Source organism: Amycolatopsis sp. NPDC052450 (assembly GCF_044547565.1).
GTDB lineage: Bacteria > Actinomycetota > Actinomycetes > Mycobacteriales > Pseudonocardiaceae > Amycolatopsis.
Map to the genome: position 1 here is coordinate 23,574 of NZ_JBIUAQ010000016.1, position 26,195 is coordinate 49,768.

A 26,195-nucleotide genomic window follows, 5' to 3' on the forward strand; every position below is an offset into this window, starting at 1 on the left:
CGTAAAGGCCCCTTCCCTCGGCTCAGCCGAGGAAACTCGACCTTCATGTACCTCGGGCGGGCAAGGTACCGAGCCGGTCAAGCCTCGTGAGTGACAAGGAGGGTCTAACCGTCTTACCACTCACGAGGCCTGGGCTGCCTCAAGGGCGTGCGGGCCTCTTCGCGGGTTCGCAGCAGCCGATCGCACAAGGCGCACCGTTGACCGTGCACCCGGCAGACGGGAACGGCGACAGTTTCCGCGCGGGCACCCCGTCGGTGTGCTCCCGGATCAGTTCCACGACGAGCTCGGCGAAACGCGGGTCGGAGTCCGGCGTCGCGGCGCGCGCGAAGCCCATGCCGTGCTCCGCGGCCCGTTCGGCGGCCTCGTTGTCGAGGTCCCAGATCACCTCGAGGTGGTCGGACACGAAACCCACGGGGCAGACCACCACCGAGGTAACGCCTTCCGCGTGCAGCGCGTCGATGTGGTCGACGATGTCCGGCTCCAGCCACGGCACCTGCGGCGGGCCGGAGCGCGACTGCCACACGACGTCGTAGGTCTCGATCCCCGCTTCGGCCGCGACGAGGCGCGCGGCCTCGGCGATCTGACGCGAGTAGCGCCGGCCGCCTTCCGCGGGCGGTCCGGACGCGGTGTCGGCGGATTCGGGCACCGAGTGGGCGCAGAAGACGGTCCTGGTCCCAGGCTGGTTCCCCAGCTTCGCGTGCGCGGCGCGAACGGCGTCGGCGAAGGCGGCGATGAACAGCGGGTGGTCGAAGAACTGCCGCAGTTTCACCAGTTCCGGCGCGCCGTCGCCGACCGCCGCACGGGCGCGTTCGATGTCCTCGTCGTACTGACGGCAGGCGGAGTAGCCGCCGTACGCACTCGTGGGGAAGACCAGGACCCGCCGGGCCCCCGCCTTGGTGATCTCGGCGAGGGTGTCCTCGACCATCGGCCGCCAGTTGCGGTTGCCGAAGTGGACGGGCAGCTCGATCCCGGCGGCCGCGAGCTGCTTCTCCACCGCGGAGATCGCGTCCCGGTTCAGCCGGTTGATCGGCGAGACCCCGCCGAAATGCTGGTAGTGCTCGGAGACCTCGAGCAGTCGTTCCCGGGGGACCCCACGGCCCCGCGTGACGTTCTCCAGGAACGGCATCACTTCGTCAGGCCCCTCGGGACCACCGAACGAAAGCCAAAGCAGCGCGTCGTAACCCACCCTGTCATCTTGCCGTTGTGGCGCCCCGCACGCTGACCCGGCCCGTTTTGAACCGAGCGATCCAAAACCTGGTACGGTCACTTCCATGGCCAGGCCGAAGGAATTCGACGAGCGCGCCGCGGTCGGGCGCGCCATGGACGCGTTCTGGCTTCGCGGCTACGAGGGCACGTCGACGCAGGCCCTCTGCGAAGCCACCGGCCTGGGCCGCAGCAGCATCTACAACACCTTCACCAGCAAGCACGAACTGTTCATGCGCGCGCTCGACCACTACGCCGAACGCGGGATCGTGGCCAGGACGGCCTTGCTGGAGGAGTCCGGGACCGGCCTCGAACGGTTCCGCACCCTGTTCTCGTACACGATCGACGAGGAAGTCGCGAACCACGGCCGAGGCTGCCTCGTGGTCAACACGGTGGCCGAGTTCGGTGATCGCGATCCCGAGATCAAGGCGCGGATCGACGCCGACACCGGACGGCATCTCACCCTTCTCTCGGCCTGCGCCAGGGAAGGACAGCTCGACGGGACGGTCGACGGCGACCGCGAACCCGGCGCCATCGCCGAGTTCGCGCACAGCACCGTCGCGGGACTGCGGCTGATGTCCCGCCGCGGCGCCGGACGGGCGGCCATGGAGGCCGTCGCCGCCATCGCGCTGGACGCGATCGCCGCGAAGTAGCACCTGGAACGAAACCCCTGTGCGCAACGCTGCCCATATTTTGGACTGATCAATACAAAACTGGAGGGAATCCCCGTGCCTTTGGCAGTCTGCGTACTCGGACTGAGCGTGTTCGCGCTCGGCACGTCCGAGTTCATGATCACCGGCCTGCTGCCCGGGATGGCGGCCGATCTGAACGTCGGCATCCCGGAGGCCGGGCTGCTCATCTCGGCTTTCGCGATCGGCATGGTCGTCGGCGCTCCCCTGCTCGCGATCGCGACGCTGCGGGTGCCGAGGCGCGCCACCCTCATGGCCTTGCTCGTCGTCTTCGGCATCTCGCACGTGGTCGGCGCGCTGGGCTCGGGATACGCCCTGCTCTTCGCGACCCGCGTGGTCAGCGCCGTCGCCTGCGCCGGATTCTGGGCGGTCGCGGCGGCCACCGCCGTCGCGCTGGTCCCGGTCGAGCGCCGCGGCCGCGCGCTGGCCATCCTGGTCGGCGGGCTCACCGTCGCGAACATCGCCGGCGTGCCCGCCGGGACCTTCCTCGGCCAGCACGCGGGCTGGCGGGCCGCGTTCTGGGCGGTCACGGCACTGACCGTCGTCGCGCTGATCGGGGTCTTCGCCTTGGTCCCGGAGACGCAGAACGGCGAGACCAAGACCGACGTGGCGACCGAACTGCGGCTCTACCGCGGCGGCCGGTTCTGGCTGGCACTCGGCGTGATCGCGTTCGCGCAGGCGATGATCTTCGCGACCTTCAGCTACCTCGCGCCCATGCTCACCGAAGTCGCCGGACTGCCGGAAAGCTGGGTTCCGGGCGTGCTTTCCCTGTTCGGGCTCGGCGCACTGATCGGTATCACCGTCGGCGGACGGCTCGCCGACGCGAGGCCCTTCGCGACCCTCTACGGCGGCCTCGCCGTCGCCCTGCTCGCCCTCGTGCTGCTCGCGTTGTCCGGCCCGGCGACCCCGGTCGCGATCTTCGCCGTCTTCCTGTTCGGCGTCGCCGGATTCGGGGTCAATCCCGCCTTGAACGTCCGCGCCTTCGCCGTGGCGGGCAACGCGCCCACGCTCGTCGGCGCGAGCACGACTGCCGCGTTCAACGTCGGCAACACCGTCGGCCCGTGGCTCGGCGGCGAGTCGATCGACGCCGGTCTCGGCTATCCCAGCGTCGCCTGGGTGAGCGTCGGCCTCGGTGTCGCCACTGTCGTCGCGCTCACCTTCGCCGCCGGTGTCCAGCGCACCGACGACACCCGCCTGCTCCGCGAACCCATTACCCAGTAAGGAGAATCATGTCCGAACGAACCCGAGCCATCCTCGAAGAGTTCTTCCGCCGAATGTCCACAGGGGACACCGACGGTGCCACGGAACTGTTCGCCGACAGCGTCGCGTGGGACATCCCCGGTGCGACCGAGCTGGTCCCCTGGATCGGCCCGCGCCGGAACGGGGCGGAGATCCGCGAGTTCTACGAACTGCTCGACAAAGGACTCATCAAGGACCGGTTCGACGTCGAACGCGTCCTCGTCGACGGGCCGCACGCCGTCGCGATCGGCCGTCTGCGCTCGACGATCCGCAGCACCGGCAAGGTCATCGATTCGGCCTTCACCATCGAGTTCGAGGTGAACGACGACGGGCTGATCACCAAGTACCTGCTGCTCGAAGACTCGTGGCACGTCGCCAACGCCGTCCTGCCCTGATGCGTGTGAAGGCCCCCTTCCCTCGACTGAGCCCGAGGGAAGGGGGCCTTCACACGCATTGAGAGAACCTAGAAGCCGGTGGCGTGCAGACCGCCGTCGACCATGATCATCGAGCCGGTCGTGGCAGGCAGCCAGTCCGACAGCACGGCGCAGACGGACTTCGCCGTCGGGTCCGGGTCGGAGCTGTCCCAGCCGAGCGGAGCCCGGTCGCCCCAGCCGTTCTCCAGATCCGCGAAGCCGGGGATCGACTTCGCGGCCATGGTCTTCATCGGGCCGGCGCTGACCAGGTTGACCCGGATGCCCTGCGGCCCCAGGTCGCGGGCCAGGTACCGGTTGACCGACTCCAGCGCGGCCTTCGCGACGCCCATCCAGTTGTAGGCGGGCCACGCGACGCGCGCGTCGAAGTCCATGCCGACGATCGACGAACCGCGCGACAGCAGCGGCAGGGTCGCGACGGCGAGGGCCTTGAAGGAGTACGCCGAGACGTCGACGGCCACCTTCACGTCCTCGCTGGGGGCGTCCAGGAACGGCGCGCCGAGGCAGGACTGCGGGGCGAACCCGATCGAGTGCAGCACCCCGTCGAGGCCGTCGACGTGCTCACGGACGCGGTCGGCGAGCGAGTCGAGGTGCTCCTGGTTGGTGACGTCCAGCTCCAGCACCGGCGCCTCCTCGGGGAGACGCTTGGCGATGCGCTCGACGAGCGACAGCCTGCCGAAGCCGGTGAGCACGACCTTCGCGCCCTCCTGCTGCGCGATCTTGGCCGCGTGGAACGCGAGCGAGGCGTCGGTGATGACGCCGGTGATCAGCAGGCGCTTGCCTTCGAGCAGTCCTGGCACGGGACCTCCAGTCCGGGTGGTTTCGATCGGTACGGGAAAACGGGGACGTCAGTGGCCCATGCCGAGGCCGCCGTCGACCGGCAGCACCGCGCCGTTGACGTAGCCGGCCTCTTCGGAGGCGAGGTAGCGGACGGCGGCGGCGATCTCCGACGGCTCGGCGTACCGGCCGGAGGGAACCTGGGCGAGGATCTCCTTCTTCCGGTCCTCGCCGAGTTCGTCGGTCATGTCCGTGGCGACGAAACCCGGCGCGATGACGTTCGAGGTGATGTTGCGTGAGCCCAGCTCACGCGCGAGCGAACGGGCGAGACCGACGAGACCGGCTTTGCTCGCCGCGTAGTTGACCTGGCCCGCCGAGCCGGTGAGGCCGACGACGGACGAGATGAAGATGTAGCGGCCCCACTTGCCGCGCAGCATGCCGCGCGAGGCGCGTTTGGCGACCCGGTAGGCGCCGGTGAGGTTGGCGTCCACCACGCGGGTGAACTGCTCCTCGCTCATCCGCATGAGGAGGGTGTCGTCGGTCATGCCCGCGTTCGCGACGAGGACCTCGACCGGGCCCTGGTGCTCCTCGACGAGCTTGAAGGCGGCGTCGATCTGCTCGGCGTCGGTGACGTCGGCCTGCACGCCGAAGAGACCTTCGGGTGCTCCGGAACCGCGGTGCGTGATCGCGACCTTGTGCCCCTGCGCCGCGAGGTCCTTCGCGATCGCCAAACCGATGCCGCGGTTGCCGCCGGTGACCAGTACCGACCGTCCCACAGAGCTCTCCTCGCCTCGTCGTGTCGCGCTGACGGCACTGAGGTTATCGGCTCGCCCGGCGCCCGCCGGAGCCGCGCCACCCCTACCTCCGGGTAACCGCGACCGTCCTAAGCGGATGTTAGGAACCGCGCCGAAACCTTGCCCGGCGGTCACGGATTGTTCACCGTGAGCCGGAACACAGGAGGTCAAAGATGACAACCCGGATCGGCGAAGCGTCGCCGCCCGTAAGCGAGAGGCGAGTCGTCGGCAACGTGCTGCGCGGCTCGATCGGCAACCTGGTCGAGTGGTACGACTGGTACGCCTACGCCGCCTTCACCACGTACTTCGCCAAGTCCTTCTTCCCCACCAAGGACACGACTGCGGCCTTCCTCGGCACCGCGGCGGTCTTCGCCGTCGGTTTCCTCATGCGACCGCTCGGCGGCTGGATGCTGGGCCGCTTCGCCGACCGCTTCGGGCGACGAAGCGCACTCGTGCTTTCCGTCACGTTGATGGCGGCGGGGTCACTGATGATCGCGGTCACCCCGACCTACGCCTCGATCGGGATCGCCGCACCGATCCTGCTCCTGGTGGCCCGGCTCATCCAGGGGCTCTCGGTCGGCGGTGAGTATTCGACCTCCGCGACCTATCTGTCCGAAGTGGCCACTCCGGGCAAACGCGGCTTCTACTCCAGCTTCCAGTACGTGACGCTGTACGGCGGCCAGTTGCTGGCGCTCGGTCTCCAGTTGCTGCTGCAGGCCATCCTGACCGAACAACAGCTGACTTCGTGGGGCTGGCGGATCGCGTTCGTCGTCGGCGCGCTCGCCGCGGTCGTGGTGATGTTCCTGCGCCGCGGGATGGACGAGTCGGCAAGCTTCGAAGAGGCCAAGGCGTCCGGCACCGGCAAGGAGGCGGGCGACAAGGGCACGCTGCGCGCGCTCATCAAGTACCCCAAGGAGATCGCGCTCGTCGTCGGCCTCACCCTCGGCGGCACCGTGTCGTTCTACACGTTCGCCACCTACAGCCAGAAGTTCATGGAGAACACCGCGGGCATCCCGCGCCGGACGGTCACGCTGATCCTGTTCTGCGCGATCCTCGTGGCCGCGATCCTGCAGCCGTTCGCGGGCAAACTCTCCGACCGCATCGGCCGCCGTCCGCTGCTGATGTTCTTCGGCATCGCCGGCACGCTGCTGACCGTCCCGATCATGACGCTGATGGGCGGGACGAAGGAGCCGGTGCTCGCCTTCCTGCTGATGCTGGCCGGGCTGGTGATCGTCACCGGCTACACCTCGATCAACGCGATCGTGAAGGCCGAGCTGTTCCCGACGAAGATCCGCGCCATCGGCGTCGGTCTCCCCTACGCGCTCACCGTGGCGATCTTCGGCGGCACCGCCGAGCTCATCGCGCAGGCGTTGAAGGGCGCCGGTCACGAATCGGTGTTCTTCTTCTACGTCGCGGGCTGTGTCCTGGTGTCGCTGATCGTGTACGGCACAATGCGGGAAACCTCGAAGACCTCGGAGCTGGACAAGAAGAGCCGGCCCGAGCCCGAGCTCGTGTCCGGCCGCGAAGGCTAGGCGGGAAGGTATGGCCGTGCGGGTGCTGCTCGTCGAAGACGACGCCGGTGTCGCCGACGCGCTCTCCGAAGCCCTGCAATCGCGCGGCCATACCGTCTCCCACGCGATCCGCGGCAGCGACGCGCTGCACCGGCATCGCGCGGCCGACGTGATCCTGTTGGATCTCAACCTGCCCGACATGAACGGACTCGACGTCCTCAGGAAGGTCCGGCAGGTCTCGCCGGTTCCGGTGCTCGTGCTCACCGCGATCGGGGACGAGCGGTCCGTGGTGCGCGGGCTGCGGCTCGGCGCCGACGACTACCTGACCAAACCGTTCCGCCTGGCCGAACTGCTGGCGAGGATGGACGCGGTCGTCCGGCGTGCCGCGGTCTCGGCAACGCCGCAGGACGGCGTCGTCCGCGTCGAGGACGTCGAGATCGACCTCGGCGCGCGGCGCGTGCTCGTCGCCGGGACCGACATCGGGCTCACCGCCAAGGAATTCGCCGTCCTGGCCGTGCTCGCCGCGCGGCCGGGCACCGCGGTGAGCCGCCAGCAGCTGATGGACGAGGTCTGGGGCGACGCGTACCTCGCCGTCTCCCGTTCGCTCGACGTGCACCTCACCCAGCTGCGCGCGAAGCTCGACCGGCCGGGACTGCTCACCACGATCCGGGGTTTCGGCTACCGCCTCGGCCGGGACTGACCGGTGCGCACCCGGCTGCTGGTCGTCCTCGTCGCGCTCGCGCTGACCGTGGTCGCCGCGTTCGCGATCCCGCTGTTCGGGTCGACCGCCGCGCAGCGGACCCAGCAGCTGGTGATCGCCCGCAACGCCGACGTCGACCGGTTCGTCGTCCTCGCCCAGCAAGCCGTCGACGCCGGCGACACGACCACGCTGATGGTCGACGCCGCGCGGTATTCGTCGTTATACAGCGAGGCCGTCGTGGTGGTCGACGCGCGCGGCGGGCCGCTGGTCGAAACCGGCGGGATGACCGCCGCGGAACCGGGGGTTCGCTCACTCGTCGAGGCCGCGCTGCGCAACCAGCCCGCGAAGGGACCAGAGCAGCTGAGCCCGTGGTCGGCGGATCCGGTCTACTTCGCCCGCCCGGTAGGCACCGGGACCCGAGTGGCCGGAGTGGTCGTCCTTCGCGCGTCGGTGACCGCGGCCGCGGCCGACGTCGCCACCCGCTGGGCCACGATCGTCGCGGGTGCGGCGCTGGTCGCGGCGCTGTTCGTGCTGCTCGCGGTCCTGCTGGCCCGCTGGATGGTGCGGCCGCTGCACGAACTGGAGACCGGCGTGCAGGCGGTGACCGAGGGGCATCGCGCCCAGGTCCCCGACCGGGCGGGGCCCCGTGAGCTGCGTTCGCTCGCGACGTCGTTCAACCGGATGTCCGACGCCGTCGTCGAGGCCTCCGAACAGCAGCGGCGGCTCGTCGCGGACGCGTCGCATCAGCTGCGCAATCCCATGGCCGCCTTGCGGTTGCGGGTGGATTCACTGGCCGCGCGGATCGATGGGGACGGCCGGCGGGCCTACCGGGCGACCGTCGCGGAGGTCGAGCGCCTCGAGTCCCTGCTCGACGGGTTGCTCGCGCTGGCGCTCGCCGAAAGCGCGGCGACCCGGCTCGCCGCGGGTGAGTCCGGTGACGAGCCCTGCGATCTCCCTGCCGTACTGGCCGAACGGGTCGACGCGTGGCGTCCCTCGGCGGACGACGCGGGAGTCCGCCTCGCGGGGTCGGAAGGCCACGACGAGCCGGTGCCCGTGCGGTGCCCGGAAAGCGATCTCGCCCAAGTGCTGGACGTCTTGCTGGACAACGCGGTGCACTACGCGGGCCGCGGCGCCACGATCACCACCGGCTACGAGACCGGCGACACGACCGCCACGGTCTTCGTGTCCGACAACGGTCCTGGACTGTCCACAGAGGATCGTGAACGGGCGATCGAACGGTTCTGGCGGGCAGGCGGCGACGGCGCGCCGCGCGGGACGGGACTCGGCCTCTCGATCGCGAACCAGCACGTGCTCGCCCGGGGCGGGAAACTCGAACTGCGCCAAGCCGAACCGCACGGACTCGAAGTCCGCGTCGAACTCCCTCTCGCCACGGGAGGGACACCGTGACCGTCACCAGGCGTACGGCGATCCTCGCCGGGCTCGCCACGCTCGCGGGCTGCTCGACGGCGAGCTACCGGGGGGCGGAGCGGGAGGTCGTCATCGCGGCGGGCGAGAGCGGCGGTTTCTATCTCGCCTTCGCGGAGCTGCTGGCCCAGCAGCTGAACCGGGCGGAGCCGCGGCTGCGCGCGACGGCCGTCGCCACCGAGGCCAGCGTCGAGAACCTGCGGCGGCTGCGGGACGGCCGGGCCGATCTCGGGCTCGTCCTCGGCGACGTCGCCGAGGCCGCCTTCACCGGCGCGGAGCCGTTCTCCGTCCCGATCGCCTTCTCGGCCATCGGCCGCGTCTACGAGAACTACCACCAGCTCGTGGTCCGCGCGGACGGCCGCGTGCGGTCGCTCGCCGATCTGGCCGGACGGCCGGTGGCGATGGGCGCGAGCGGCTCCGGCGTGGCGGTGTTCAGCTCACGGCTGTTCGGCCGCGCCCAAGTACCGGTGAAGGCGAAGAACCTGCTCCTGGGTGAAGCGATCAACGCGTTGGCGGCGCACGAGGTCGACGCGCTGCTCTGGTCCGGCGGGATCCCGACCCCCGCGCTCACCGAGCTCAACCGGACCACCGCGATCACCCTGCTCCCCCTCGACACCCATCTGCCGGCGCTGCGGGCGGGCTACGGCCCGGTGTACGACCAGGTCCACGTCCCGGCGCAGGCCTACCAGGGCGTCGGCGAACTGCGGACGATCGGCGTCGCGAACCTGTTGCTGGCCGCGCCTTCGCTGCCCGACGACGTGGCGGCCGCGGTCGCGCGCGTACTGGCCGGACACGCCGCCGACCTCGTCCCGGCACCCGCCGTCGGAACCCAGTTCCTCGACGTCCGGACGCTGATCGGCACCGGCAAGGTCCCGCTGCACCCTGGTGCCGCGTCGGCCTACCGTGCCCTGCACGGGTGACCCACGCTCCAACCTCAGAGGGATGCGCGCCGACCTGGAGCACTGCCAGGGTCGGAGGCAGGCGGCCACCGGGCCGCCCCGATCCGGAAGGACTCCAGCAGTGTCATTGAGACACACCAGGGTGGTGCGGGGTTCGGCGCTGATCGCGGGCCTCGCGCTCGCGGGCGGGCTCGCCACGGCGGCCCCCGCAGTCGCGGCCGACCAGGCCAAGCTCGCCGCACCGGCCCTCACCGGCCACCACGACGTCGGCACCACCGACCTCCACCTCGTCGACCAGTCCCGCCCCGATCCGTGGAAACCGGAACGGCGCCGGGAACTCATGGTCACCGTCACCTATCCGGCGGACCGGTTCGCAGACGGCCCGCGCGCGCCGTGGCTCACGCCCGGCATCAGCGGCGTCGTCGACCAGACGCTGGCGAGCAAGGACTACCTCGATCTCCCGGCAGGCTCCATCGACTGGGCTTCGGCGAAGCGGCGGGCCGAGCTCGGTGTTCCCGCGGCGCACGGCGCGCCCAAGCCGGTCGCGCTCTTCTCGCCCGGTTTCGGCGGGCCCCGGGAGACGTACTCGGCGATCGTCGACGATCTGGCCAGCCGCGGCTACCTCGTCGTCTCGCTTTCGCACACCTACGAGAGCGCGGCGGTCGAATTCCCCGGCGGGCGGCTCGAAACGGCCCTGCCGCCGGGCGAGGGACCCGAGTACATGAAGAAGGCGCTCGACGCACGGGTCGGTGACACCCGATTCGTCCTCGACCAGCTCGCGAAGATCGCCCGCGGCGAGAATCCCGACGCGGAGCAACGGCAGCTCCCCCGCGGCCTCGGCTGGTCACTCGACCTGTCCCGGGTCGGTGCCTACGGGCATTCCTACGGCGGGTTCACCTCCGGCGAGGCGATGGTGCACGACCGCCGGATCGACGCCGGAATCAACCTGGACGGCGCGATGGCGACCGCGTTCGGCTACCCGCCGGGCAGTGCCTACGTGCCCGGCGAGGTCACGAAACGCGGCCTGGACCGGCCGTTCATGCTGATGGGCGCCGAGGGCGTCGACGAGAACGGGAGGCCGCTGGAGCACACGCACAAGCAGCCCGATTTCGACCGAAGCTGGGCGGACTTCTGGGCCAACCAGCGGGGCTGGAAGCGGGACCTGCTGCTGCGCGGCGGCAGCACGCACATGGCCTACAGCGATCTTCAGATCGTCGTGCCACAGCTCGGTTCGCGAGTGGCGCCGGAGAAACGTGAGGCGGTCATCGGCACCATCGATCCCCGCCGATCGCTGGCGGCGCAACGGGAGTACATCGGCGCGTTCTTCGATCTGCATTTGAAGGGCCGCGACCGGCACCTGTTCGACGGCGAGTCGCCGCGCCACCCGAATATCGATTTCATCGAGTAGCCGAAGGGCGCTTTCATCGCGTGGATGCGGTGAAAGCGCCCTTCAGCCTCTAGGTTGGAATCCGTGACAGAGCCACGGAAACCGATCGTCGAAATGCCGCTGCGCGTGCGCTACCACGAATGCGACGGACAGGGCATCGTGTTCAACGCGAACTACCTCGCCTACGTCGACATGGCCATGTTCGAAGTGGAGAAAGCCCTCTTCGGCTCCCATGAAGCGGCACTGGACCGCGGCGTCGACGTCGTGGTCGCCGAGTCGAACCTCCGCTACCGCGCGCCCTGCCGCTACGACGACGAATTGGTCGTGGCCGTGTACCTGAACCACCTCGGCACGACGTCGCTGATCATCGATTTCGAGATCACCCGCGGCGGCGACCTGTGCACGGAAGTGAAGACCCGCTACGTCTTCGTCGACCCGAAGACGCTCAAGAAGGCGGCGCCACCCGCGTCGGTACGCGAGGTGTACGCCGCCCTCCTACCCGCTCAGGCGGACTGAACGCCGGGGCGCCGATCCTCGACGACGTAGCTGGCCCGCGTGCTGATCGGCGCGCCGGGGGTGTTGACGAACGGCACCACCCGGAAGTCGCTCCGCCAGCGCTGCCGGTTGACGTTGACCCGGACGTATCCGCGCTGGCTGTTGAAGAACTTCATGTGCGGGTTGGCCTTCAGCAGGTTCTCACCGCCCGGCGTCATGTCGGCGCCGTTGCCCCCGCTGGTGATCGACGTCCCGACGAACTCGCTCGCGACGGTGGGCGAACCCGGGTCGCCGAAGTCGCGTTTGAGGTCCCAGGCGTAGTTCTGGTGCCTGTCGCCGGTGATGACCACCAGGTTCCGCACCCCGCGGTCCTGCGCGGCCGCGAGCACACGGTCGCGGTCGGCGACGTAGCCGTCCCACGGGTCGAGGTAGACGTTCGTGGCCTCGCCGGCGTCGGTGTCGGTCTGGCCCATCGGCGCCTGGTTGCCGAGGATCTGCCACCGCGCGCGGGACCGGGAGAAGCCGTCGAGCAGCCAGTCCCGTTGTGCCGAGCCGAGCAGCGTGCGGTCCTGGTCGAACCGCTCGGTGCAGTTCGCCGACTGGCCGTCACCGCACGGTTGGTCGTCGCGGTACTGGCGGGTGTCGAGCATGGTGAAGTCGGCCAGCGTGCCGTAGCTCAGCCGCCGGTGAAGCCGCGCGTCCGGCCCCTTCGGCAGCTGGGCGATGCGGTACGGCAGGTGCTCGTACATCGCCTGGAACGCCTCGGCGCGCCGCTGCCGGAACACCGCGCGGTCCTGGTCCGGTTCCTTGTCGATCTGCGAGATGTCGCCCGCCCAGTTGTTCTCCACCTCGTGGTCGTCGTTGACGTGGATCCACGGGAAGGCGGCGTGCGCGGCCATCAGCGGTGCTTCGGATTTGTAGAGCGCGTACTGGAGCCGGTAGCGGGCCAGGTCGAAGGTCTCGCCCTTGAACTGCGGCCCCACCGGCGTTCCGCGGCCAACCCCTGTGACGCCGCTTTCGTAGAGGTAGTCGCCCAGGTGCACGACCAGGTCGAGGTCCTCCGCCGCCATGTGCTCGTACGCGGTGAAGTGCCCGGCCTCCCAGCTCTGGCACGACGCGAACGCGAAGTTCAGCTCGCGCGGCGACGACCACGCGACGGGCGCCGTCCGGGTGCGGCCGACCGGAGAGATCTCACCGCCCGTGCGGAAGCGGTAGAAGTACTCGTGGTCCGGCGCGAGACCGTGGATCTCGGGATGCACGGAGTGGCCGAGTTCGGGCGTGGCGACCACGGAGCCGCGGCGGATCACAGCGCGGAAACGCTCGTCTAGCGACACTTCGTACTCGACGCGGACCGGCGTCCTCGGCATACCGCCGAAGCCGTCCGCCTCGTAGGGCTTCGGCGCGAGCCGGGTCCAGAGCACGACACCGCCGGGCAACGGGTCACCCGACGCGACACCGAGGGTGAACGGATTACCGGCACCGCTGGCGAGCGGCATCGCGCCGGCGGCGTTCCAGGCACCGGTCCCCAGCAGGACGGCGGCCGCGCCGGCGGAGCCATAACCGAGGAAGCGACGCCGCGACAGGGGGTGAGGGAGCGAAGGCATGAAGCCCTCCTGTGGTGGGATGGTCACGGGCGGGCCTCATGCTCGTCCGGCTTGATGGCCACCCGGCCGCGCTCAGGCGAAGCGCCCGTGAACGAAAGACGATCAACCCTCGTGTTCCGCATCCTGTTCTACCGCCCCGAAATCCCGCCCAACACGGGTAACGCGATCCGCTTGACCGCGAACACCGGCTGCGAACTCCACCTGGTGGAGCCGCTCGGTTTCACGCTGGAGGACAAGCAGTTGCGGCGAGCCGGGCTCGACTACCACGACCTCGCGCGCGTCCGTGTCCACGCGGATCTCGACGCGGCTTGGGCGGCCTTGCTGCCTGCCCGGGTCTTCGCGTTCAGCGCTTCGGCGACACGGCTGCACACCGACGTCGCGTACGAGCCCGGAGACGTGCTGATGTTCGGACCGGAGTCGGCCGGGCTGCCCGCGGAGGTGCAGGAGTCCGCGCAGGTGACCGACCGGGTACGGCTGCCGATGCTGCCGACGAGCCGGTCGCTGAACCTGTCGAACACCGCGGCGATCGCCGTCTACGAGGCTTGGCGGCAGAACGGCTTCGGGACCCTCTGAGGGCTCTCGCCCCACTGCAATGAAGGGGCCTTTCATAGCAAATTTTGCTATGAAAGGCCCCTTCATTGCAGAGCCTGAGCGTCTACGGCAGTCGCTGCCCCAGGAAGAGCGAAGCCGCCGCCCCGATCATCAAGACCAGCGTCCCCAGAATCACCCAGGGCCGGCTCGCGTCGGCGTCCTTCAGCTCGTATCCGATCTGCTCGCCGAGGTCGTCGTACACGCGTTTCAGTTCGTCCGCGCTCGCCGCCTTGTAGAAGTCGCCGCCCGAAAGCCGGGCGATCTCCTCCAGCGATTCGTCGTCGACCTTCACGTCCTGCGGTTTGCCGTCGATGTCGACCGAGCCGTGCGTGGTCCCGAACGAGATCGACGAGATCGGCACTTGGGCCTGCTTCGCCGCCTGGGCGGCCGTGTAACCGCCTCGTGGGGCGTACAGGTCGTCCGGGACCGTCTGCTTGCCGTCACTCATCAGGACGATCCGGGCGGGCGGCGGGCCTTCCGCTCCGCCGACGATCGCCGAGAAGCTCTCGATCGACTGCAACGCGGCGAAGATCCCCTCACCGGTGGCCGTCGACTGCGCCAACTTGAGGTTGTCGATCGCCTTCACCACGCCACCGCGGTCGGTGGTCGGCGCGACCAGCACGGTCGCCGTCCCCGCGAAGGAAATCAGCCCGAGGTTCACCCCTGGGGTCATGTTCTGCGCGAACGACCGCGCCGACTCCTGGGCCGCCTTCAACCGGGTCGGGGCGACGTCGGTCGCTTCCATCGACAGCGAGGTGTCGATCACCAGCATCACGGTCGCCCGGTTGCGCGGCACCTTCTGCTCGGCCGTCGGCCCGGCGAGCGCGACGGTCAGCACCAGCAGCGAAAGCACGATCAGGATGGCGGGAACGTGCCGCACCCATCCCTGGCTCTTCGGCGCGACCTTCTCCAGCAGTTCCAGGTTGGCGAACCGCATGGTGCGCTTGCGCCGCGCGCGCTGCGAGAGTACGTACCCGACGGCCACCGCGGCGACCGCCAGCAGCAGCAGGAACCACCACGGCGACGCGAATCCGGTCAGGCTCACGCGACACCACCGGACCAGCGGCGCTTGCGGGCCACCACGAACCGGACCATGTCCGCGATCCAGTCCGAATCGGTGCGCAGCACCAGATGCGCGGCACCGGCCCGGCGCAGCGCGGCCGCGACCTCCTGCCGGTGAGCATGCGCCGCGGCGCCGAATTCCTTGCGCAGCAAGGCCGAAGCGTGCACTTCGCGCTGTTTCCCTGTCTCCGGGTCGGCCAGCACGACGGTGCCCACGTCGGGCAGGTCGATGTCGCGCGGGTCGAGGACTTCGATGGCGATGAGGTCGTGGTGCCCGCCGAGCGCGCGCAACGGACGCTGCCATTCCATGTCACCGAGGAAGTCGGAGATCACGACGGCGAGCCCGCGACGGCGGGGCGGGCGGCGCAGCTTCTCCAGCGCCGCGGCGAGATCCCCGCGGACACCTTCCTCGGCACGCGGGGTTTCGGCGATCTTGCGGACCAGTCCCCGCGCGTGCGGGAGCCCGCCGCGCGCCGGGATCCGCGTGAGGCTGCCCGCCCCGTTGGACACGAGCGCGCCGATCCGGTTGCCGCCACCGCCGGTCAGGTGGGCGACCGCGGCCGTCGCGCAGACGACCAGGTCTCGCTTCTCGCACAGCGCCGTGCCGAAGTCGAGGCTCGCGGACACGTCCGCCACCAGCCACGTCTCCAGTTCGCGGTCGGCGACGGTCTCCCGGATGTGCGGGCTCGTCGTGCGCGCGGTGACCGCCCAGTCCATCCGGCGGACGTCGTCACCGGGCTGGTACGGCCGGGCCTCCCCCGGTTCCGACCCGGGCCCCGGCACCAGGCCGAGATGGTTTCCCTGCAGCAGACCGTCGAGACGGCGGCGCACGTCGAGTTCGAGCGTGCGCAGGCCCGCCTCCATCCGCTCCCCGCGGAGTACCGGCGGAGCCCAGGAAGGACGTTCGCCCTTCTCGTTCTTCACGCGAGTTCCTTACCTGACGGGTGCGCCGGCCGGGACCGGGCCGCTCTGCCCGGCGCCGCCCTGCGGACGGGCCGAGACCTGCGGCAACGGCACGGTCTGCAGCACCCGCGTGATGATGTGGTCGATGGGGACGCCGTCGGCCAGCGCGTCGTAGGACAGCACGAGCCGGTGGCGCAGCACGTCGGGAACGACGTCGACGACGTCCTGCGGCAGCACGTAGTCCCGGCCGCGGACCAGGGCCAGCGCCCGCGAGGCGGCGATGATGCCGAGGCTCGCCCGCGGCGAGGCACCATAGGACACCCAGCCCGCGACGTCGGCGAGGCCGTGGTCGTTCGGGGTACGGGTGGTGAGCACGAGACGGACGACGTAGTCGACCAGCGCGTGGTGCACGAACACCTGCGAGGCCACGCCCTGCAGGCGGACCAGTTCACCCGGGGACAGCACCTCTTGCGGGGTGGGCGCGGTGACGCCCATCCGGTAGATGATCTCCCGCTCTTCCTCGGCGGTGGGGTACTCGACGACGATCTTGAACAGGAACCGGTCGCGCTGCGCCTCGGGCAGCGGGTACACGCCCTCGTTCTCGATCGGGTTCTGCGTGGCGAGCACGAGGAACGGGTCGGGCATCGCGAAGGTCTGGCCGCCGATCGACACGTGCCGCTCGGCCATCACCTCGAGCATCGCCGACTGCACTTTGGCAGGCGCGCGGTTGATCTCGTCGGCGAGCACGAAGTTCGCCACCACCGGGCCGAGTTCGACGTCGAACCGCTCGGCGCCCTGCCGGTAGATCCGGGTGCCGAGGATGTCGGCGGGGACGAGGTCCGGGGTGAACTGCACGCGCGAGAACGAGCCGCCGACCACTCGCGCGAAGGTCTCGACGGCGAGGGTCTTCGCGACGCCGGGAACGCCTTCGAGCAGGAGGTGCCCCCTGGCCAGCAGGCCGACCAGCATCCGTTCGACCAGCCTGTCCTGGCCGACGATGATCCGCTTGACCTCGAACACGGTCCGCTCCAGCAACTGGGCGTCCCGCGCCGGCGTTCCGGGCTGCTGCTGCGCGCCATCGGCGTAGCCGGGCTCGGTCACTCGTGCCTCCTGTGTTCCCCGCTTGCGTTCTTGCGTCCGGATGTGACCGTAGTGGTCGGTGACACAGCCGTTCGTGAAGGTAGCCAACCCGATCAGCGGTATGACGGCTGTGAAGGCCTCGGTGACGTCTGGGGGCCTACGGCGAACATGGCGCGCGAAGGCCCAAGTACACGGAGGCCCCTTTCAGGACCAAGGGGGCTTAGGCACCTACGTGGTTTCCGGTTGCGATCGACTCACGCTGCGTCCGTGAAGGCCTCCTTGAGAGACCCAGAGTCCCTCAAGGAGGCCTTCACGGACGCGGCAATCGCCACATTCGCCCCATATGCACCAACAGTCACAACAGTGGCGCGTGAAGGACCCATTCCCTCGGCTCAGCCGAGGAAACTCGACCTTCACACCTTGCCGGAGGGCAAGGACACCGGTGCCGAGCCGGTCAAGCCGCGTGAGTAGTAGGAACGGACAGAACCGACCACACCTAGGAGAGCCGGTCCAGATCCTCCGGCGTGTCGATGTCGTCGCTCTCACCCGGCTCCTCGGGCACCTCGACGATGTCCAGCCCGCCCAGCGTCCGCCGCAGCGAGGCGTTCTCCACCGTCTCCGGCAAGGCCGCGCGCAGCGCCTCCGCGCGCCAAGCGCCGAGCAGCCACTGCCGCTCCCCCGAACCGTCGACCAGAACCGCGCCCGAGGCGGCACCGAGTGCGGCCACCAGCCGATCCACTGTGGACTTCCGGACGCCGGCGAGGTCGCCGGCCAGCACCACGACGATCTCCGTGCGCACCAGCGCGAGTCCGGCGGCCAGCGCGGCCACCGGACCCGTTCCTGGCGAAGTTTCCCGGGTCCAGACGACGTCGCCGAATCCCGGCCGTTCCGGGCCGACGACGATCACCGGATCCGCGTCCTCGAGCGCGGCCAGCGCCCTGGCCAGCAACGGTTTTCCCCCGACGGGGAGCGCGGGTTTGTCCACACCGGACAGGCGACGCGCGGCGCCGCCCGCCAGCACGACCCCCGCGTGAGTCACGCTCAGCCGATCAAGCGGGTCGCGTACGGCATGATGCCGCCGTAGCGCACCGGCGCGATGCGGACCCGCAGACCCGACTGCGGCGCCTCGACCATCTGCCCGTTCCCGAGGTACATCGCGACGTGGTGGATGCCCCGCGCGCTGCCGCCCCAGAAGAGCATGTCACCGCGGCGCATCTGCGAGAGCGGCACTTTCCGCCCGGCGTTGTACTGGTAGCCGCTGTAGTGCGGGAGCGACCGCACCCCGGCGAACGCGTAGATCATCAGGCCGGAGCAGTCGAAGCCGATCTTGTTGTAGTCGCCGTAACGGTCGGCCGTGCCACCGTCGCGGATGCCGCGGGTCGGACCGGCCGTGTTGCCACCGCCCCAGGCGTAGACCACGCCGAGTTGCGACAGCGCCCGCCGGACGACGGCTTCGACGCTCGCCCCGGCGGGGGCCGACTGGACGGGCCTGCCCGTCGGACGGCCGCCTCCACCCTGGCTGGGGCTGGGCCTCGACGCGGCGAGAGCGGCCTGACGAGCGCGTTCCTCGTCCTCGCGGGCCTTCTGCGCCTTCCAGTCCTCGTAGCGCTGCCGCTGCCCCTGCAGGCCGCTGACCTTCTGCTGTGCTTCGAAGAGCTGCTTCTCGACGCCCGCCTTGTCGGCTTCGAGCTTCTGGTTCTGTGTGGCCTGGTTGTCCTGCGCGTGCTGAGCGGCGCTCTGCGCGTTGTCGGCCTCGTGTTTGGCCGCTTCCGCCGCGCGCTTGCGCTCCTGCGCGATCTCCAGCTTCTTGCGCGCGGTCGCGTCCTTGTTGGACTTGTCCGTCTGCGCGCGCTTCATCGTGTCGAGCGCGTTGAGCCTGCTGCCGCCGACCGCGTCGAGCATCTGGGCGCGGCCGAGGAGCTCCTTCGGGCTGTTGGCCGTGAGGTACGCCGACACCGAGCCGACGGTGCTGCCCTGCTGGAAGCTGGCGGCGGCGAACTTGTCGAGGTCGGCGCGAGCCTTGTCGATGGTCGCCTGCGCGGCGTCGGATTCGGTGCGCGCGGACCGCGCCTCACGATCGGCCTGCGCGGCTTCGTCCTGCGCGGTCTCCGCGTCGACCCTGGCCTTGTTCGCCTCTTCCATCTTCAGCTCGACGTCGTCGTTGAGCTGAGCGAGCTTGGACTCGGCCTGGGCCAGCTGGTTCGTGAGCCTGCCGACGTCGCCCGCCTTGGCGTTGGCGTCGGCCTTGCTGGAGTTGATCTCGGAGTCGCTGGGGTTCGGCGGAGGCGGCGGAACCGCGACGGCCGTGCCCGTCACCCCCAGCAACAGGGCGATGCCGAGCGCGCCGATGGTCATGCCACGGCGGGCGACGGCCCCGGACCCGGCTTCACCACGCACGATCCACCCACCTCCTGATCTTGAACAATGGACTCACTGTGCCACTGCCGTCACAGCATTACCAGAAGCACCACCAGGAACTTACACACCGTAGGCACCATTTCCCCTCAACGGGGGACGAACAGACGAACGTTTCGTCACTCGAACGGCCGCAGGTCGGTGAGACCTTCGCGACCCGCGTGTCGGCTTGCTTCCCAAAGTGAGCGGGAAGGGTCCGGAACCGGGGGCCGACTTGAATTTAAAAAAGGACGGGCGTACTGTTTGAAGAGACGAACGAGGTGTGCCATCCCGCGTCCGGACTTACGGTGGGGGTGCGCAAGACTCGCTCCCGGCCGACCCGAACGGCCTGGAGAACTCACCGAACTGACCCGCCACTGGAGTTAGAAGTGACCGCACCCGCCAGCAAGGACAGCTTCGGCGCCAAAGACACGCTGAAGGTGGGCGACGCCTCCTACGAGGTGTTCCGCCTGAACAAGGTCGAGGGCTCCCAGCGCCTTCCCTACAGCCTGAAGATCCTGCTCGAGAACCTGCTGCGGACCGAGGACGGCGCGAACATCACCGCCGACCACATCCGCGCGCTCGGCAACTGGGACGCCAAGGCCGACCCGTCGATCGAGATCCAGTTCACGCCCGCCCGCGTGATCATGCAGGACTTCACCGGCGTGCCCTGCGTCGTCGACCTCGCCACCATGCGCGAGGCCGTCACCGACCTCGGCGGCGACCCGGACAAGGTCAACCCGCTCGCCCCCGCCGAGCTGGTCATCGACCACTCCGTCATCATCGACGTCTTCGGCCGCGCGGACGCCTTCGAGCGCAACGTCGAGATCGAGTACGAGCGCAACCGCGAGCGCTACCAGTTCCTGCGCTGGGGCCAGGGCGCCTTCGACGAGTTCAAGGTCGTCCCGCCGGGCACCGGCATCGTGCACCAGGTGAACATCGAGCACCTCGCGCGCACGGTGATGGCCCGCAACGGTCAGGCGTACCCCGACTCCTGCGTCGGCACCGACTCGCACACCACCATGGTCAACGGCCTCGGCGTACTGGGCTGGGGCGTCGGCGGCATCGAGGCCGAGGCCGCCATGCTGGGCCAGCCGGTCTCCATGCTCATCCCGCGTGTCGTGGGCTTCAAGCTCACCGGCGAGATCCCGACCGGCGTGACCGCCACCGACGTCGTGCTCACCATCACCGAGATGCTGCGCAAGCACGGTGTGGTCAGCAAGTTCGTCGAGTTCTACGGTGAGAGCGTCGGCGCGGTGCCGCTGGCCAACCGCGCCACCATCGGCAACATGAGCCCCGAGTTCGGCTCCACCGCGGCGATCTTCCCGATCGACGAGGAGACCGTCCGCTACCTCAAGCTCACCGGCCGCTCCGAGGAGCAGGTCGCGCTCGTCGAGGCCTACGCCAAGGAGCAGGGCCTCTGGCACGACCCGTCGCACGAGCCGGAGTACTCCGAGTACATCGAGCTGGACCTGTCGACGGTCGTCCCGTCGATCGCCGGCCCGAAGCGCCCGCAGGACCGCATCGAGCTCACCGACGCGAAGAACTCGTTCCGCAAGTCGATCCACGACTATGTCGGCGGCGAGCAGGACACCCCGCACACCAACGTCGACGAAGCCGTCGAGGAGTCCTTCCCGGCCAGTGACCCGGCGGCCCTCTCGTTCAAGGACGAGGGCGCGGTCGACATCCAGTCCGCGGCGAACGGCCACAGCGGCCGCCCGAGCAAGCCGGTCAAGGTCAGCACGTCGGACCGCGGCGAGTTCGTCCTCGACCACGGCGCCGTGGTGATCGCCTCGATCACCTCCTGCACCAACACCTCGAACCCGTCGGTCATGCTCGGCGCGGCGCTGCTCGCCCGGAACGCGGTCGACAAGGGCCTCGCGGTCAAGCCGTGGGTCAAGACCTCGATGGCGCCTGGTTCGCAGGTCGTCACCGACTACTACAACAAGGCCGGTCTCTGGCCGTACCTGGAGAAGCTGGGCTACCACCTGGTCGGCTACGGCTGCACCACGTGTATCGGCAACTCGGGCCCGCTCTCGGACGAGATCTCCGCGGCGATCCAGGAGAACGACCTCACCGCGGTCTCGGTGCTCTCGGGCAACCGGAACTTCGAAGGCCGGATCAACCCCGACGTGAAGATGAACTACCTCGCGTCGCCGCCGCTGGTCATCGCCTACGCGCTCGCCGGCACGATGGACTTCGACTTCGAGAACCAGCCGCTCGGCCAGGACACCGACGGCAACGACGTCTTCCTGAAGGACATCTGGCCCTCGGCCAAGGAGATCCAGGAGACCATCGACTACGCGATCACGCAGGAGATGTTCACCAAGGACTACGCCGACGTCTTCGACGGTGGCGAGCGGTGGAAGTCGCTGCCGACCCCCGAGGGCAAGACCTTCGAGTGGGACGCGGAGTCCACCTACGTCCGGAAGCCCCCGTACTTCGAGGGCATGCAGGCGAAGCCGGCCCCGGTCACCGACATCGCCGGCGCGCGCGTGCTGGCGAAGCTGGGCGACTCGGTCACCACCGACCACATCTCCCCCGCCGGCGCGATCAAGCCGGGCACCCCGGCCGCGCAGTACCTGACCGAGCACGGCGTGGAGAAGAAGGACTTCAACTCCTACGGCTCGCGTCGCGGTAACCACGAGGTCATGATCCGTGGCACCTTCGCGAACATCCGGCTGCGCAACCAGCTGCTGGACGACGTGCAGGGCGGCTACACCCGCGACTTCACCCAGGACGACGCCCCGCAGGCGTTCATCTACGACGCGGCGCAGAACTACGCGGAGCGGAACATCCCGCTGGTCGTACTGGGCGGCAAGGAGTACGGCTCCGGTTCGTCGCGTGACTGGGCGGCCAAGGGCACCTCGCTGCTGGGTGTGCGCGCGGTGATCACCGAGTCGTTCGAGCGCATCCACCGGTCGAACCTGATCGGCATGGGCGTCATCCCGCTGCAGTTCCCGGCGGGCGAGTCGGCCTCGTCGCTCGGCCTCGACGGCACCGAGACGTTCGACATCTCGGGCATCACGAAGCTGAACGACGGCGAGACCCCGCGCACGGTCCACGTCACCGCGACGAAGACCGACGGCACCAAGGTGGAGTTCGACGCGGACGTCCGCATCGACACCCCTGGTGAGGCGGACTACTACCGCAACGGCGGCATCCTGCAGTACGTCCTGCGGAAGATGACCCAGGCGTAAGCACCTCCCACGTCGGCCCCTTTCCCCGCACTTCAGGGAAAGGGGCCTTCGTCGTTCTTCGGTACCGTGCGGTATGACCACGGGGAGAATTCAGGTCGAGAACGGCGAATTGGCGTACGAGATCCGCGGCGAAGGCGATCCGGTGATCCTGCTGCACGGCGGGATCCTCGACTCCCGGATGTGGGACGCCGAGATGGCGGCGCTCGCACCGCACCACACCGCCATCCGGTACGACGCGCGCGGACATGGCGAATCGTCCACGCCGACAGAACGGTTCAAGCACTACGAGGATCTCCGCGAGCTGATGGCCGCGCTGGAACTTCCCCGCGCGTCACTGGTCGGCTTGTCCGGCGGCGGGCGAATCGCGGTCGACTTCGCGTTGACGTACCCGGACCTCGTCGAGAACCTCGTCCTCGTGGCCACCGGCCTCAGCTCGATGGTGACAAGGGACCCTTTCGTCTTGGAGCAGACCAAGAAACTCGAGGAGGCGGGCGCGCGAGGTGATCTTCCCGCCGCCATCGAATGCATCCTGCGCATGTGGGTGGACGGGCCGCGGCGCGCGCCCGCGGCCGTCGATCAGGACGTCCGGCGGCTGTGTCAGGAGATGTACACGCAGACGATCGTGCGGCACGGGCTCTCCGGCTTCACGCTGATGGACGAACTGCGGGCCATCGAGCGCATCGGCGACCTGTCCCCGCGCACGTTGACCTTGGTGGGCGATCTGGATTCCTCGGACATCCTCGCCATCTCTGACCAGATCGAAAGCGAAGCACGCGACGCCCGGAAACTCGTCGTTCCCGGGGTCGCGCACATGACCAATCTGGAGAAACCCGCCGAGTTCTCGCGGATATTGCTGGAGTTCCTGGCCTGCTCGTGAGGTGACCCCGCAGGCCGTGTCGCGGTTCCGGTCCGTGAAGGACTCCTTGAGGGACTCTGGGTCCCTCAAGGAGTCCTTCACGACCCAGCCGACGAGCAGGCGACGCTAGGCGGTTTCCCGCTCTTCCTCGTTCTGGTGGTCCGGGCGGCGGTCCACCACGCGGCCGAGCGGCCGCAGCAACACGTTGACCCCGACGATCACTACGGTCCCGGCGAGCGCGACGACGTAAAGTCCCGCTCCCGCAAGGGATCCGACGGCTGCGGAGCACCACAGGGTGGCGGCGGTGTTGAGCCCGCGCACGTTGAGCCCGTCCCGCAGGATCACGCCGGCGCCGAGGAATCCGATGCCGGAGACGATCTGGGCGGCCACCCGCGTCGGGTCGGCGTCACCACTGGTGTTCAGGCCGCCGAAACCGTGGGCGGACAACAGGACGAAGAGGGTCGCGCCGACGGCGACGAGGGCGTTGGTGCGGAGACCGGCCATCCTGGCGCGGTACTGGCGCTCGATCCCGATGACCGCGCCGAGGCCGACGCCGGTGCCGACCCTGAGCAGCATTTCGAAGGTGTTCATGATTCCGGCTCTTTTCTGGCGTGCGTACACAAAGCCAGACAGGGAAAGGCGACCGGAAAAGGTCAGCGCACCGCGCACACGGGTGAACGGCGACCGCTTCCGGTCGATCCAGAACTGTCTTCCGGCATGTGCCGCTCACCTCGCTTTCGTACTCGAACGGTGTTGATCAACCTTCGGAAGATACCACGCCGCTCAGGGCTTCCAGCGCACGGCGACCGCGCCGGACCGGCCGACGATCACGCCGTGAACGTTGACCGAAGTCGCGAAGGTGATGGTTCCCGGCCCTGCTCCAGCCGCCCTTCCGAGGTCGGTGAGGCTTCCGTCGGAGTTCCAGCGGACGGCGGTGTAGCGACCTTCTGTGTCCTTCGACATACCGACCGCGGTGTTGTCCGGGCCTGCTGCCCGCGCTTCGCTGGACGGCTTGTCGGTGAGCGGGAACCCGCCGAGGTCCGTGACGACACCGTCCGCCTTCCACCGCGTGGCGGACACGCCATAGCTGGAGCCGATCGACCGCTGCACCCGGCCGACGATCGTCCCGTCGGCGGCGATGTCCATCGCTTCCGCGAAGTAGCCCGACGGCAGGTATCGCAATTCGGCGACGGTGCCGTCCGCCGACCACCGGGTCGCGTGCGTCGCGTGGTCCTGCGCGTTCGACCAGCCCGCGACGGTGCCGTCGTCGGCGATCGTCAACGCCCGGCCGGAGGTCCCGCCGGCGAGGGTGGCCAGTTCGGTCACCTTGCCGTCGGCGCTCCAGCGGACCGGGCGCCCGTAGTAGCTCGAGTCGGAAGCCGAGCAGTAGCCGGTGATCTCACCGGTCGCGTTGATCGCGTCCGCCTGGCAATACATGGTCTCCGCGAGGGAGTCCAGGACCGTGACCCGGCCGTCGGCGGCCCAGCTGACCGCGCGCTTCCCCTTGCTGTTCGAGGACAGTCCGACGATGGTGCCCGCGTTGTTGATCGCGGTGGCCTCGCTCCGGGTGTCGCCAGCCGCGGTGCCGAGATCGGTGACCTTGCCGTCCGCGCTCCAGCGCACGGCGTGCGAGGTGCCGCCCGCCCGTGACCAGCCGGCCGCCACCCCGCTGTCGTTGATCCCGGCCGCGCCCGCGACCGACGAACCGGGCAGCGCGGGAAGCTCGGCAAGGACAGGGGCCGCCGAGGCCGAGCCGGGCACGAGCACGGCCAGCGCGACAGCCGACACTCCGGCGATGGACAGAGTTCTCTTGGTACGCAAAAGGTTTCCTTCCCCCATTTGCGGCACACGCCGCAGAACCAAGATCACCTTAACAACGGGACAGCAGTCGTTCCAGGCCATTTCCGCACTGGGAAAACAGGAAGAAACGGCGTCAGGGCCGGGGGCTGAACGCGTCGCGGATCGTGTCGCGCAGCCAGCGCTGGGCCGGATCGGCGTCGAGCCGCGCGTGCCAGAGCTGGCAGACCTCGATCGCCGGGAGATCGGCGGGGACCGGGAACCAGCGGATGCCGAGTGACCGGCCGTACTGCTCGGCGAGCCGCTGCGGCGCGAGACCGATGTAGTCGCTCGAAGCGACCAGGAACGCGGCGACGGCGGAAGTGGGGACGACCGCCGCGACCCGGCGCTGGAGACCGGCCGCTTCGAGCACGTCGTCGAGCGGTCCCCTGCCTCTGCCGCGCCGGGAAGCGGAAACATGGGGATATCGGCAAAGCCGCGCCAGCGTCGGACGACGTACGCCGCCGAGCGGGCCGTCCGCCCGGACGATCGCGACCACGCGTTCGTGGTACAGCAGGGTCGAATGGATGTCGGGCGCCGCGATGTCGCCCGCGCCGATGTCCAGGTCCACCGATCCGTCTCGCAACGCCTCGGTGCTCTCGCTGCCCTCGGCGACGAAACGCAGGACCACACCCGGCGCGACGGCGGCGGTCGCCTCGACGGCCGCCGTCGCCAGCGTCGCCGCGACACCGTCGTTGATGCGGATGGTGAAGGTGCGTTCGAGGTCGGTGATCGCGAGGTCACGGTCGGCGCTGATCAGTGCCGATGCCTCGTCGAGCAGCGACCGCACGCGCGGGGCGGTCCGGAGTGCGAACGGCGTCGGCACCATCCCGCGTCCGGCGCGTACCAGGATCGGATCCCCCATCGCCCGCCGCAACCGGCCCAGCGCCCGGCTCGCCGCCGGGATCGACAGGTGCAGTCGTTCGGCGGCCGCCGTCACGCTGCCCTCCCGCAGCAGGGCGTCGAACACCCGCAAAAGGTTGAGGTCCAGTTGATCCATAGTTGCACGGTACGCAACTACTACTTGTCAAAGTTGCGTGGCACGAAGAATGTGCTGGCCCATAGCGTCGTGGACATGCCACTCCGACTCCAACTCCGTGACGCCCCCGAAGCCGCAGC

At 69.3% G+C, this 26,195-nt stretch carries 23 protein-coding genes and 1 pseudogene; 12 read left to right on the forward strand and 12 right to left on the reverse strand.

Annotated features, from left to right (window positions below; translation table 11 throughout):
• Window positions 1-139: 139 nt before the first annotated feature.
• Window positions 140-1,186 carry a ferrochelatase gene (locus tag ACIHAO_RS24970; protein ID WP_396561615.1) on the reverse strand — a complete coding sequence of 349 codons (1,047 nt, stop codon included), beginning with the start codon at window positions 1,184-1,186 and terminating at the stop codon, window positions 140-142.
• 85 nt (window positions 1,187-1,271) lie between these two features.
• Here ACIHAO_RS24970 and ACIHAO_RS24975 point away from each other — a divergent pair, with 85 nt between their 5' ends.
• The 3 genes from ACIHAO_RS24975 to ACIHAO_RS24985 all read left to right on the forward strand — a co-directional run bounded on the left by ACIHAO_RS24975 (window position 1,272) and on the right by ACIHAO_RS24985 (window position 3,526).
• Window positions 1,272-1,856, forward strand: coding sequence for a TetR/AcrR family transcriptional regulator (locus ACIHAO_RS24975; protein ID WP_396561617.1), 585 nt, complete (start codon window positions 1,272-1,274; stop codon window positions 1,854-1,856).
• Window positions 1,857-1,931: 75 nt separating this feature from the next.
• Window positions 1,932-3,113, forward strand: a complete 1,182-nt coding sequence (locus ACIHAO_RS24980; protein ID WP_396561619.1) for a Cmx/CmrA family chloramphenicol efflux MFS transporter — start codon at window positions 1,932-1,934, stop codon at window positions 3,111-3,113.
• 8 nt (window positions 3,114-3,121) lie between these two features.
• On the forward strand, window positions 3,122-3,526 hold the full coding sequence (locus ACIHAO_RS24985) for a nuclear transport factor 2 family protein (RefSeq protein WP_396561621.1): 405 nt from the start codon (window positions 3,122-3,124) through the stop codon (window positions 3,524-3,526).
• A 68-nt stretch (window positions 3,527-3,594) separates the two neighbouring features.
• Here the strand turns inward: ACIHAO_RS24985 and fabI are convergent, their stop codons facing one another.
• Both fabI and fabG read right to left on the reverse strand, forming a co-directional pair.
• Window positions 3,595-4,362 (reverse strand): enoyl-ACP reductase FabI, encoded by a 768-nt coding sequence (gene fabI / locus ACIHAO_RS24990; RefSeq protein WP_061986623.1) that lies wholly within the window; start codon window positions 4,360-4,362, stop codon window positions 3,595-3,597.
• 48 nt (window positions 4,363-4,410) lie between these two features.
• The gene (gene fabG, locus ACIHAO_RS24995) at window positions 4,411-5,115 is read right to left on the reverse strand and encodes a beta-ketoacyl-ACP reductase (protein ID WP_016334125.1); all 705 of its coding nucleotides are present in this window, start codon (window positions 5,113-5,115) and stop codon (window positions 4,411-4,413) included.
• A gap of 191 nt (window positions 5,116-5,306) precedes the next feature.
• On the opposite strand from fabG, the gene ACIHAO_RS25000 reads away from it, so the two are divergent.
• The 6 genes from ACIHAO_RS25000 to ACIHAO_RS25025 all read left to right on the forward strand — a co-directional run bounded on the left by ACIHAO_RS25000 (window position 5,307) and on the right by ACIHAO_RS25025 (window position 11,571).
• Complete coding sequence (locus tag ACIHAO_RS25000; protein ID WP_396561624.1) at window positions 5,307-6,665, forward strand: MFS transporter; 1,359 nt, start codon at window positions 5,307-5,309, stop codon at window positions 6,663-6,665.
• A 10-nt stretch (window positions 6,666-6,675) separates the two neighbouring features.
• Entirely contained in the window at window positions 6,676-7,344 is a 669-nt protein-coding gene (locus ACIHAO_RS25005; protein ID WP_396561626.1) for a response regulator transcription factor, read from the forward strand.
• Between the two features lie 3 nt (window positions 7,345-7,347).
• On the forward strand, window positions 7,348-8,751 hold the full coding sequence (locus ACIHAO_RS25010) for a sensor histidine kinase (RefSeq protein WP_396561628.1): 1,404 nt from the start codon (window positions 7,348-7,350) through the stop codon (window positions 8,749-8,751).
• Window positions 8,748-9,689, forward strand: coding sequence for a TAXI family TRAP transporter solute-binding subunit (locus ACIHAO_RS25015; protein ID WP_396561630.1), 942 nt, complete (start codon window positions 8,748-8,750; stop codon window positions 9,687-9,689). The genes ACIHAO_RS25010 and ACIHAO_RS25015 overlap by 4 nt, the downstream gene beginning before the upstream one ends.
• Before the next feature lie 100 nt (window positions 9,690-9,789).
• Window positions 9,790-11,076 carry an alpha/beta hydrolase family protein gene (locus ACIHAO_RS25020; RefSeq protein ID WP_396561632.1) on the forward strand — a complete coding sequence of 429 codons (1,287 nt, stop codon included), beginning with the start codon at window positions 9,790-9,792 and terminating at the stop codon, window positions 11,074-11,076.
• A 63-nt stretch (window positions 11,077-11,139) separates the two neighbouring features.
• Window positions 11,140-11,571, forward strand: a complete 432-nt coding sequence (locus ACIHAO_RS25025; protein WP_396561634.1) for an acyl-CoA thioesterase — start codon at window positions 11,140-11,142, stop codon at window positions 11,569-11,571.
• Here the strand turns inward: ACIHAO_RS25025 and ACIHAO_RS25030 are convergent.
• Entirely contained in the window at window positions 11,559-13,154 is a 1,596-nt protein-coding gene (locus ACIHAO_RS25030; protein ID WP_396561636.1) for an alkaline phosphatase D family protein, read from the reverse strand. The genes ACIHAO_RS25025 and ACIHAO_RS25030 overlap by 13 nt on opposite strands.
• A 111-nt stretch (window positions 13,155-13,265) precedes the next feature.
• On the opposite strand from ACIHAO_RS25030, the gene ACIHAO_RS25035 reads away from it, so the two are divergent.
• Window positions 13,266-13,727 carry a tRNA (cytidine(34)-2'-O)-methyltransferase gene (locus tag ACIHAO_RS25035; RefSeq protein ID WP_396561638.1) on the forward strand — a complete coding sequence of 154 codons (462 nt, stop codon included), beginning with the start codon at window positions 13,266-13,268 and terminating at the stop codon, window positions 13,725-13,727.
• An 82-nt stretch (window positions 13,728-13,809) separates the two neighbouring features.
• Here ACIHAO_RS25035 and ACIHAO_RS25040 read toward each other — a convergent pair whose 3' ends face one another.
• The 5 genes from ACIHAO_RS25040 to ACIHAO_RS25060 all read right to left on the reverse strand — a co-directional run bounded on the left by ACIHAO_RS25040 (window position 13,810) and on the right by ACIHAO_RS25060 (window position 19,187).
• Window positions 13,810-14,790 carry a VWA domain-containing protein gene (locus ACIHAO_RS25040; protein ID WP_016334115.1) on the reverse strand — a complete coding sequence of 327 codons (981 nt, stop codon included), beginning with the start codon at window positions 14,788-14,790 and terminating at the stop codon, window positions 13,810-13,812.
• The gene (locus tag ACIHAO_RS25045) at window positions 14,787-15,671 is read right to left on the reverse strand and encodes a DUF58 domain-containing protein (protein ID WP_396561858.1); all 885 of its coding nucleotides are present in this window, start codon (window positions 15,669-15,671) and stop codon (window positions 14,787-14,789) included. The genes ACIHAO_RS25040 and ACIHAO_RS25045 overlap by 4 nt, the downstream gene beginning before the upstream one ends.
• Window positions 15,672-15,740: 69 nt before the next feature.
• A complete protein-coding gene (locus ACIHAO_RS25050) occupies window positions 15,741-16,811 on the reverse strand; it encodes an AAA family ATPase (RefSeq protein WP_396561640.1) in 1,071 nt (356 codons plus the stop codon).
• A gap of 475 nt (window positions 16,812-17,286) precedes the next feature.
• On the reverse strand, window positions 17,287-17,829 hold the full coding sequence (locus ACIHAO_RS25055) for a molybdenum cofactor guanylyltransferase (protein WP_396561642.1): 543 nt from the start codon (window positions 17,827-17,829) through the stop codon (window positions 17,287-17,289).
• Window positions 17,830-17,831: 2 nt separating this feature from the next.
• Window positions 17,832-19,187, reverse strand: coding sequence for an NlpC/P60 family protein (locus ACIHAO_RS25060; RefSeq protein WP_396561644.1), 1,356 nt, complete (start codon window positions 19,185-19,187; stop codon window positions 17,832-17,834).
• 386 nt (window positions 19,188-19,573) lie between these two features.
• Between ACIHAO_RS25060 and acnA the strand changes: the two genes are divergently transcribed.
• Window positions 19,574-22,384 carry an aconitate hydratase AcnA gene (gene acnA, locus ACIHAO_RS25065; RefSeq protein WP_396561646.1) on the forward strand — a complete coding sequence of 937 codons (2,811 nt, stop codon included), beginning with the start codon at window positions 19,574-19,576 and terminating at the stop codon, window positions 22,382-22,384.
• 73 nt (window positions 22,385-22,457) lie between these two features.
• Window positions 22,458-23,261, forward strand: a complete 804-nt coding sequence (locus ACIHAO_RS25070) for an alpha/beta fold hydrolase (RefSeq protein ID WP_396561648.1) — start codon at window positions 22,458-22,460, stop codon at window positions 23,259-23,261.
• 126 nt (window positions 23,262-23,387) lie between these two features.
• On the opposite strand, the pseudogene ACIHAO_RS25075 reads toward ACIHAO_RS25070, so the two are convergent.
• The 3 genes and pseudogenes from ACIHAO_RS25075 to ACIHAO_RS25085 form a co-directional block, all read right to left on the reverse strand.
• Window positions 23,388-23,831 (reverse strand): annotated as a pseudogene (locus ACIHAO_RS25075) (MgtC/SapB family protein); the annotation flags it as partial.
• A 192-nt stretch (window positions 23,832-24,023) separates the two neighbouring features.
• Window positions 24,024-25,061, reverse strand: a complete 1,038-nt coding sequence (locus ACIHAO_RS25080; protein ID WP_396561650.1) for a hypothetical protein — start codon at window positions 25,059-25,061, stop codon at window positions 24,024-24,026.
• Between the two features lie 112 nt (window positions 25,062-25,173).
• Window positions 25,174-26,076 carry a LysR family transcriptional regulator gene (locus tag ACIHAO_RS25085; protein ID WP_396561652.1) on the reverse strand — a complete coding sequence of 301 codons (903 nt, stop codon included), beginning with the start codon at window positions 26,074-26,076 and terminating at the stop codon, window positions 25,174-25,176.
• Window positions 26,077-26,195 lie beyond the last annotated feature (119 nt).

Excerpts from the sequence above, each read along its gene's own strand:
- ACIHAO_RS24975 (WP_396561617.1), top strand. The coding sequence starts at position 1,272 with ATGGCCAGGCCGAAGGAATTCGACGAGCGCGCCGCGGTCGGGCGCGCC.
- ACIHAO_RS24985 (WP_396561621.1), top strand. The coding sequence starts at position 3,122 with ATGTCCGAACGAACCCGAGCCATCCTCGAAGAGTTCTTCCGCCGAATG.
- ACIHAO_RS25000 (WP_396561624.1), top strand. The coding sequence starts at position 5,307 with ATGACAACCCGGATCGGCGAAGCGTCGCCGCCCGTAAGCGAGAGGCGA.
- ACIHAO_RS25005 (WP_396561626.1), top strand. The coding sequence starts at position 6,676 with ATGGCCGTGCGGGTGCTGCTCGTCGAAGACGACGCCGGTGTCGCCGAC.
- ACIHAO_RS25030 (WP_396561636.1), bottom strand. The coding sequence starts at position 13,154 with ATGCCTTCGCTCCCTCACCCCCTGTCGCGGCGTCGCTTCCTCGGTTAT.
- ACIHAO_RS25045 (WP_396561858.1), bottom strand. The coding sequence starts at position 15,671 with ATGGAGGCGGGCCTGCGCACGCTCGAACTCGACGTGCGCCGCCGTCTC.
- ACIHAO_RS25070 (WP_396561648.1), top strand. The coding sequence starts at position 22,458 with ATGACCACGGGGAGAATTCAGGTCGAGAACGGCGAATTGGCGTACGAG.
- ACIHAO_RS25085 (WP_396561652.1), bottom strand. The coding sequence starts at position 26,076 with ATGGATCAACTGGACCTCAACCTTTTGCGGGTGTTCGACGCCCTGCTG.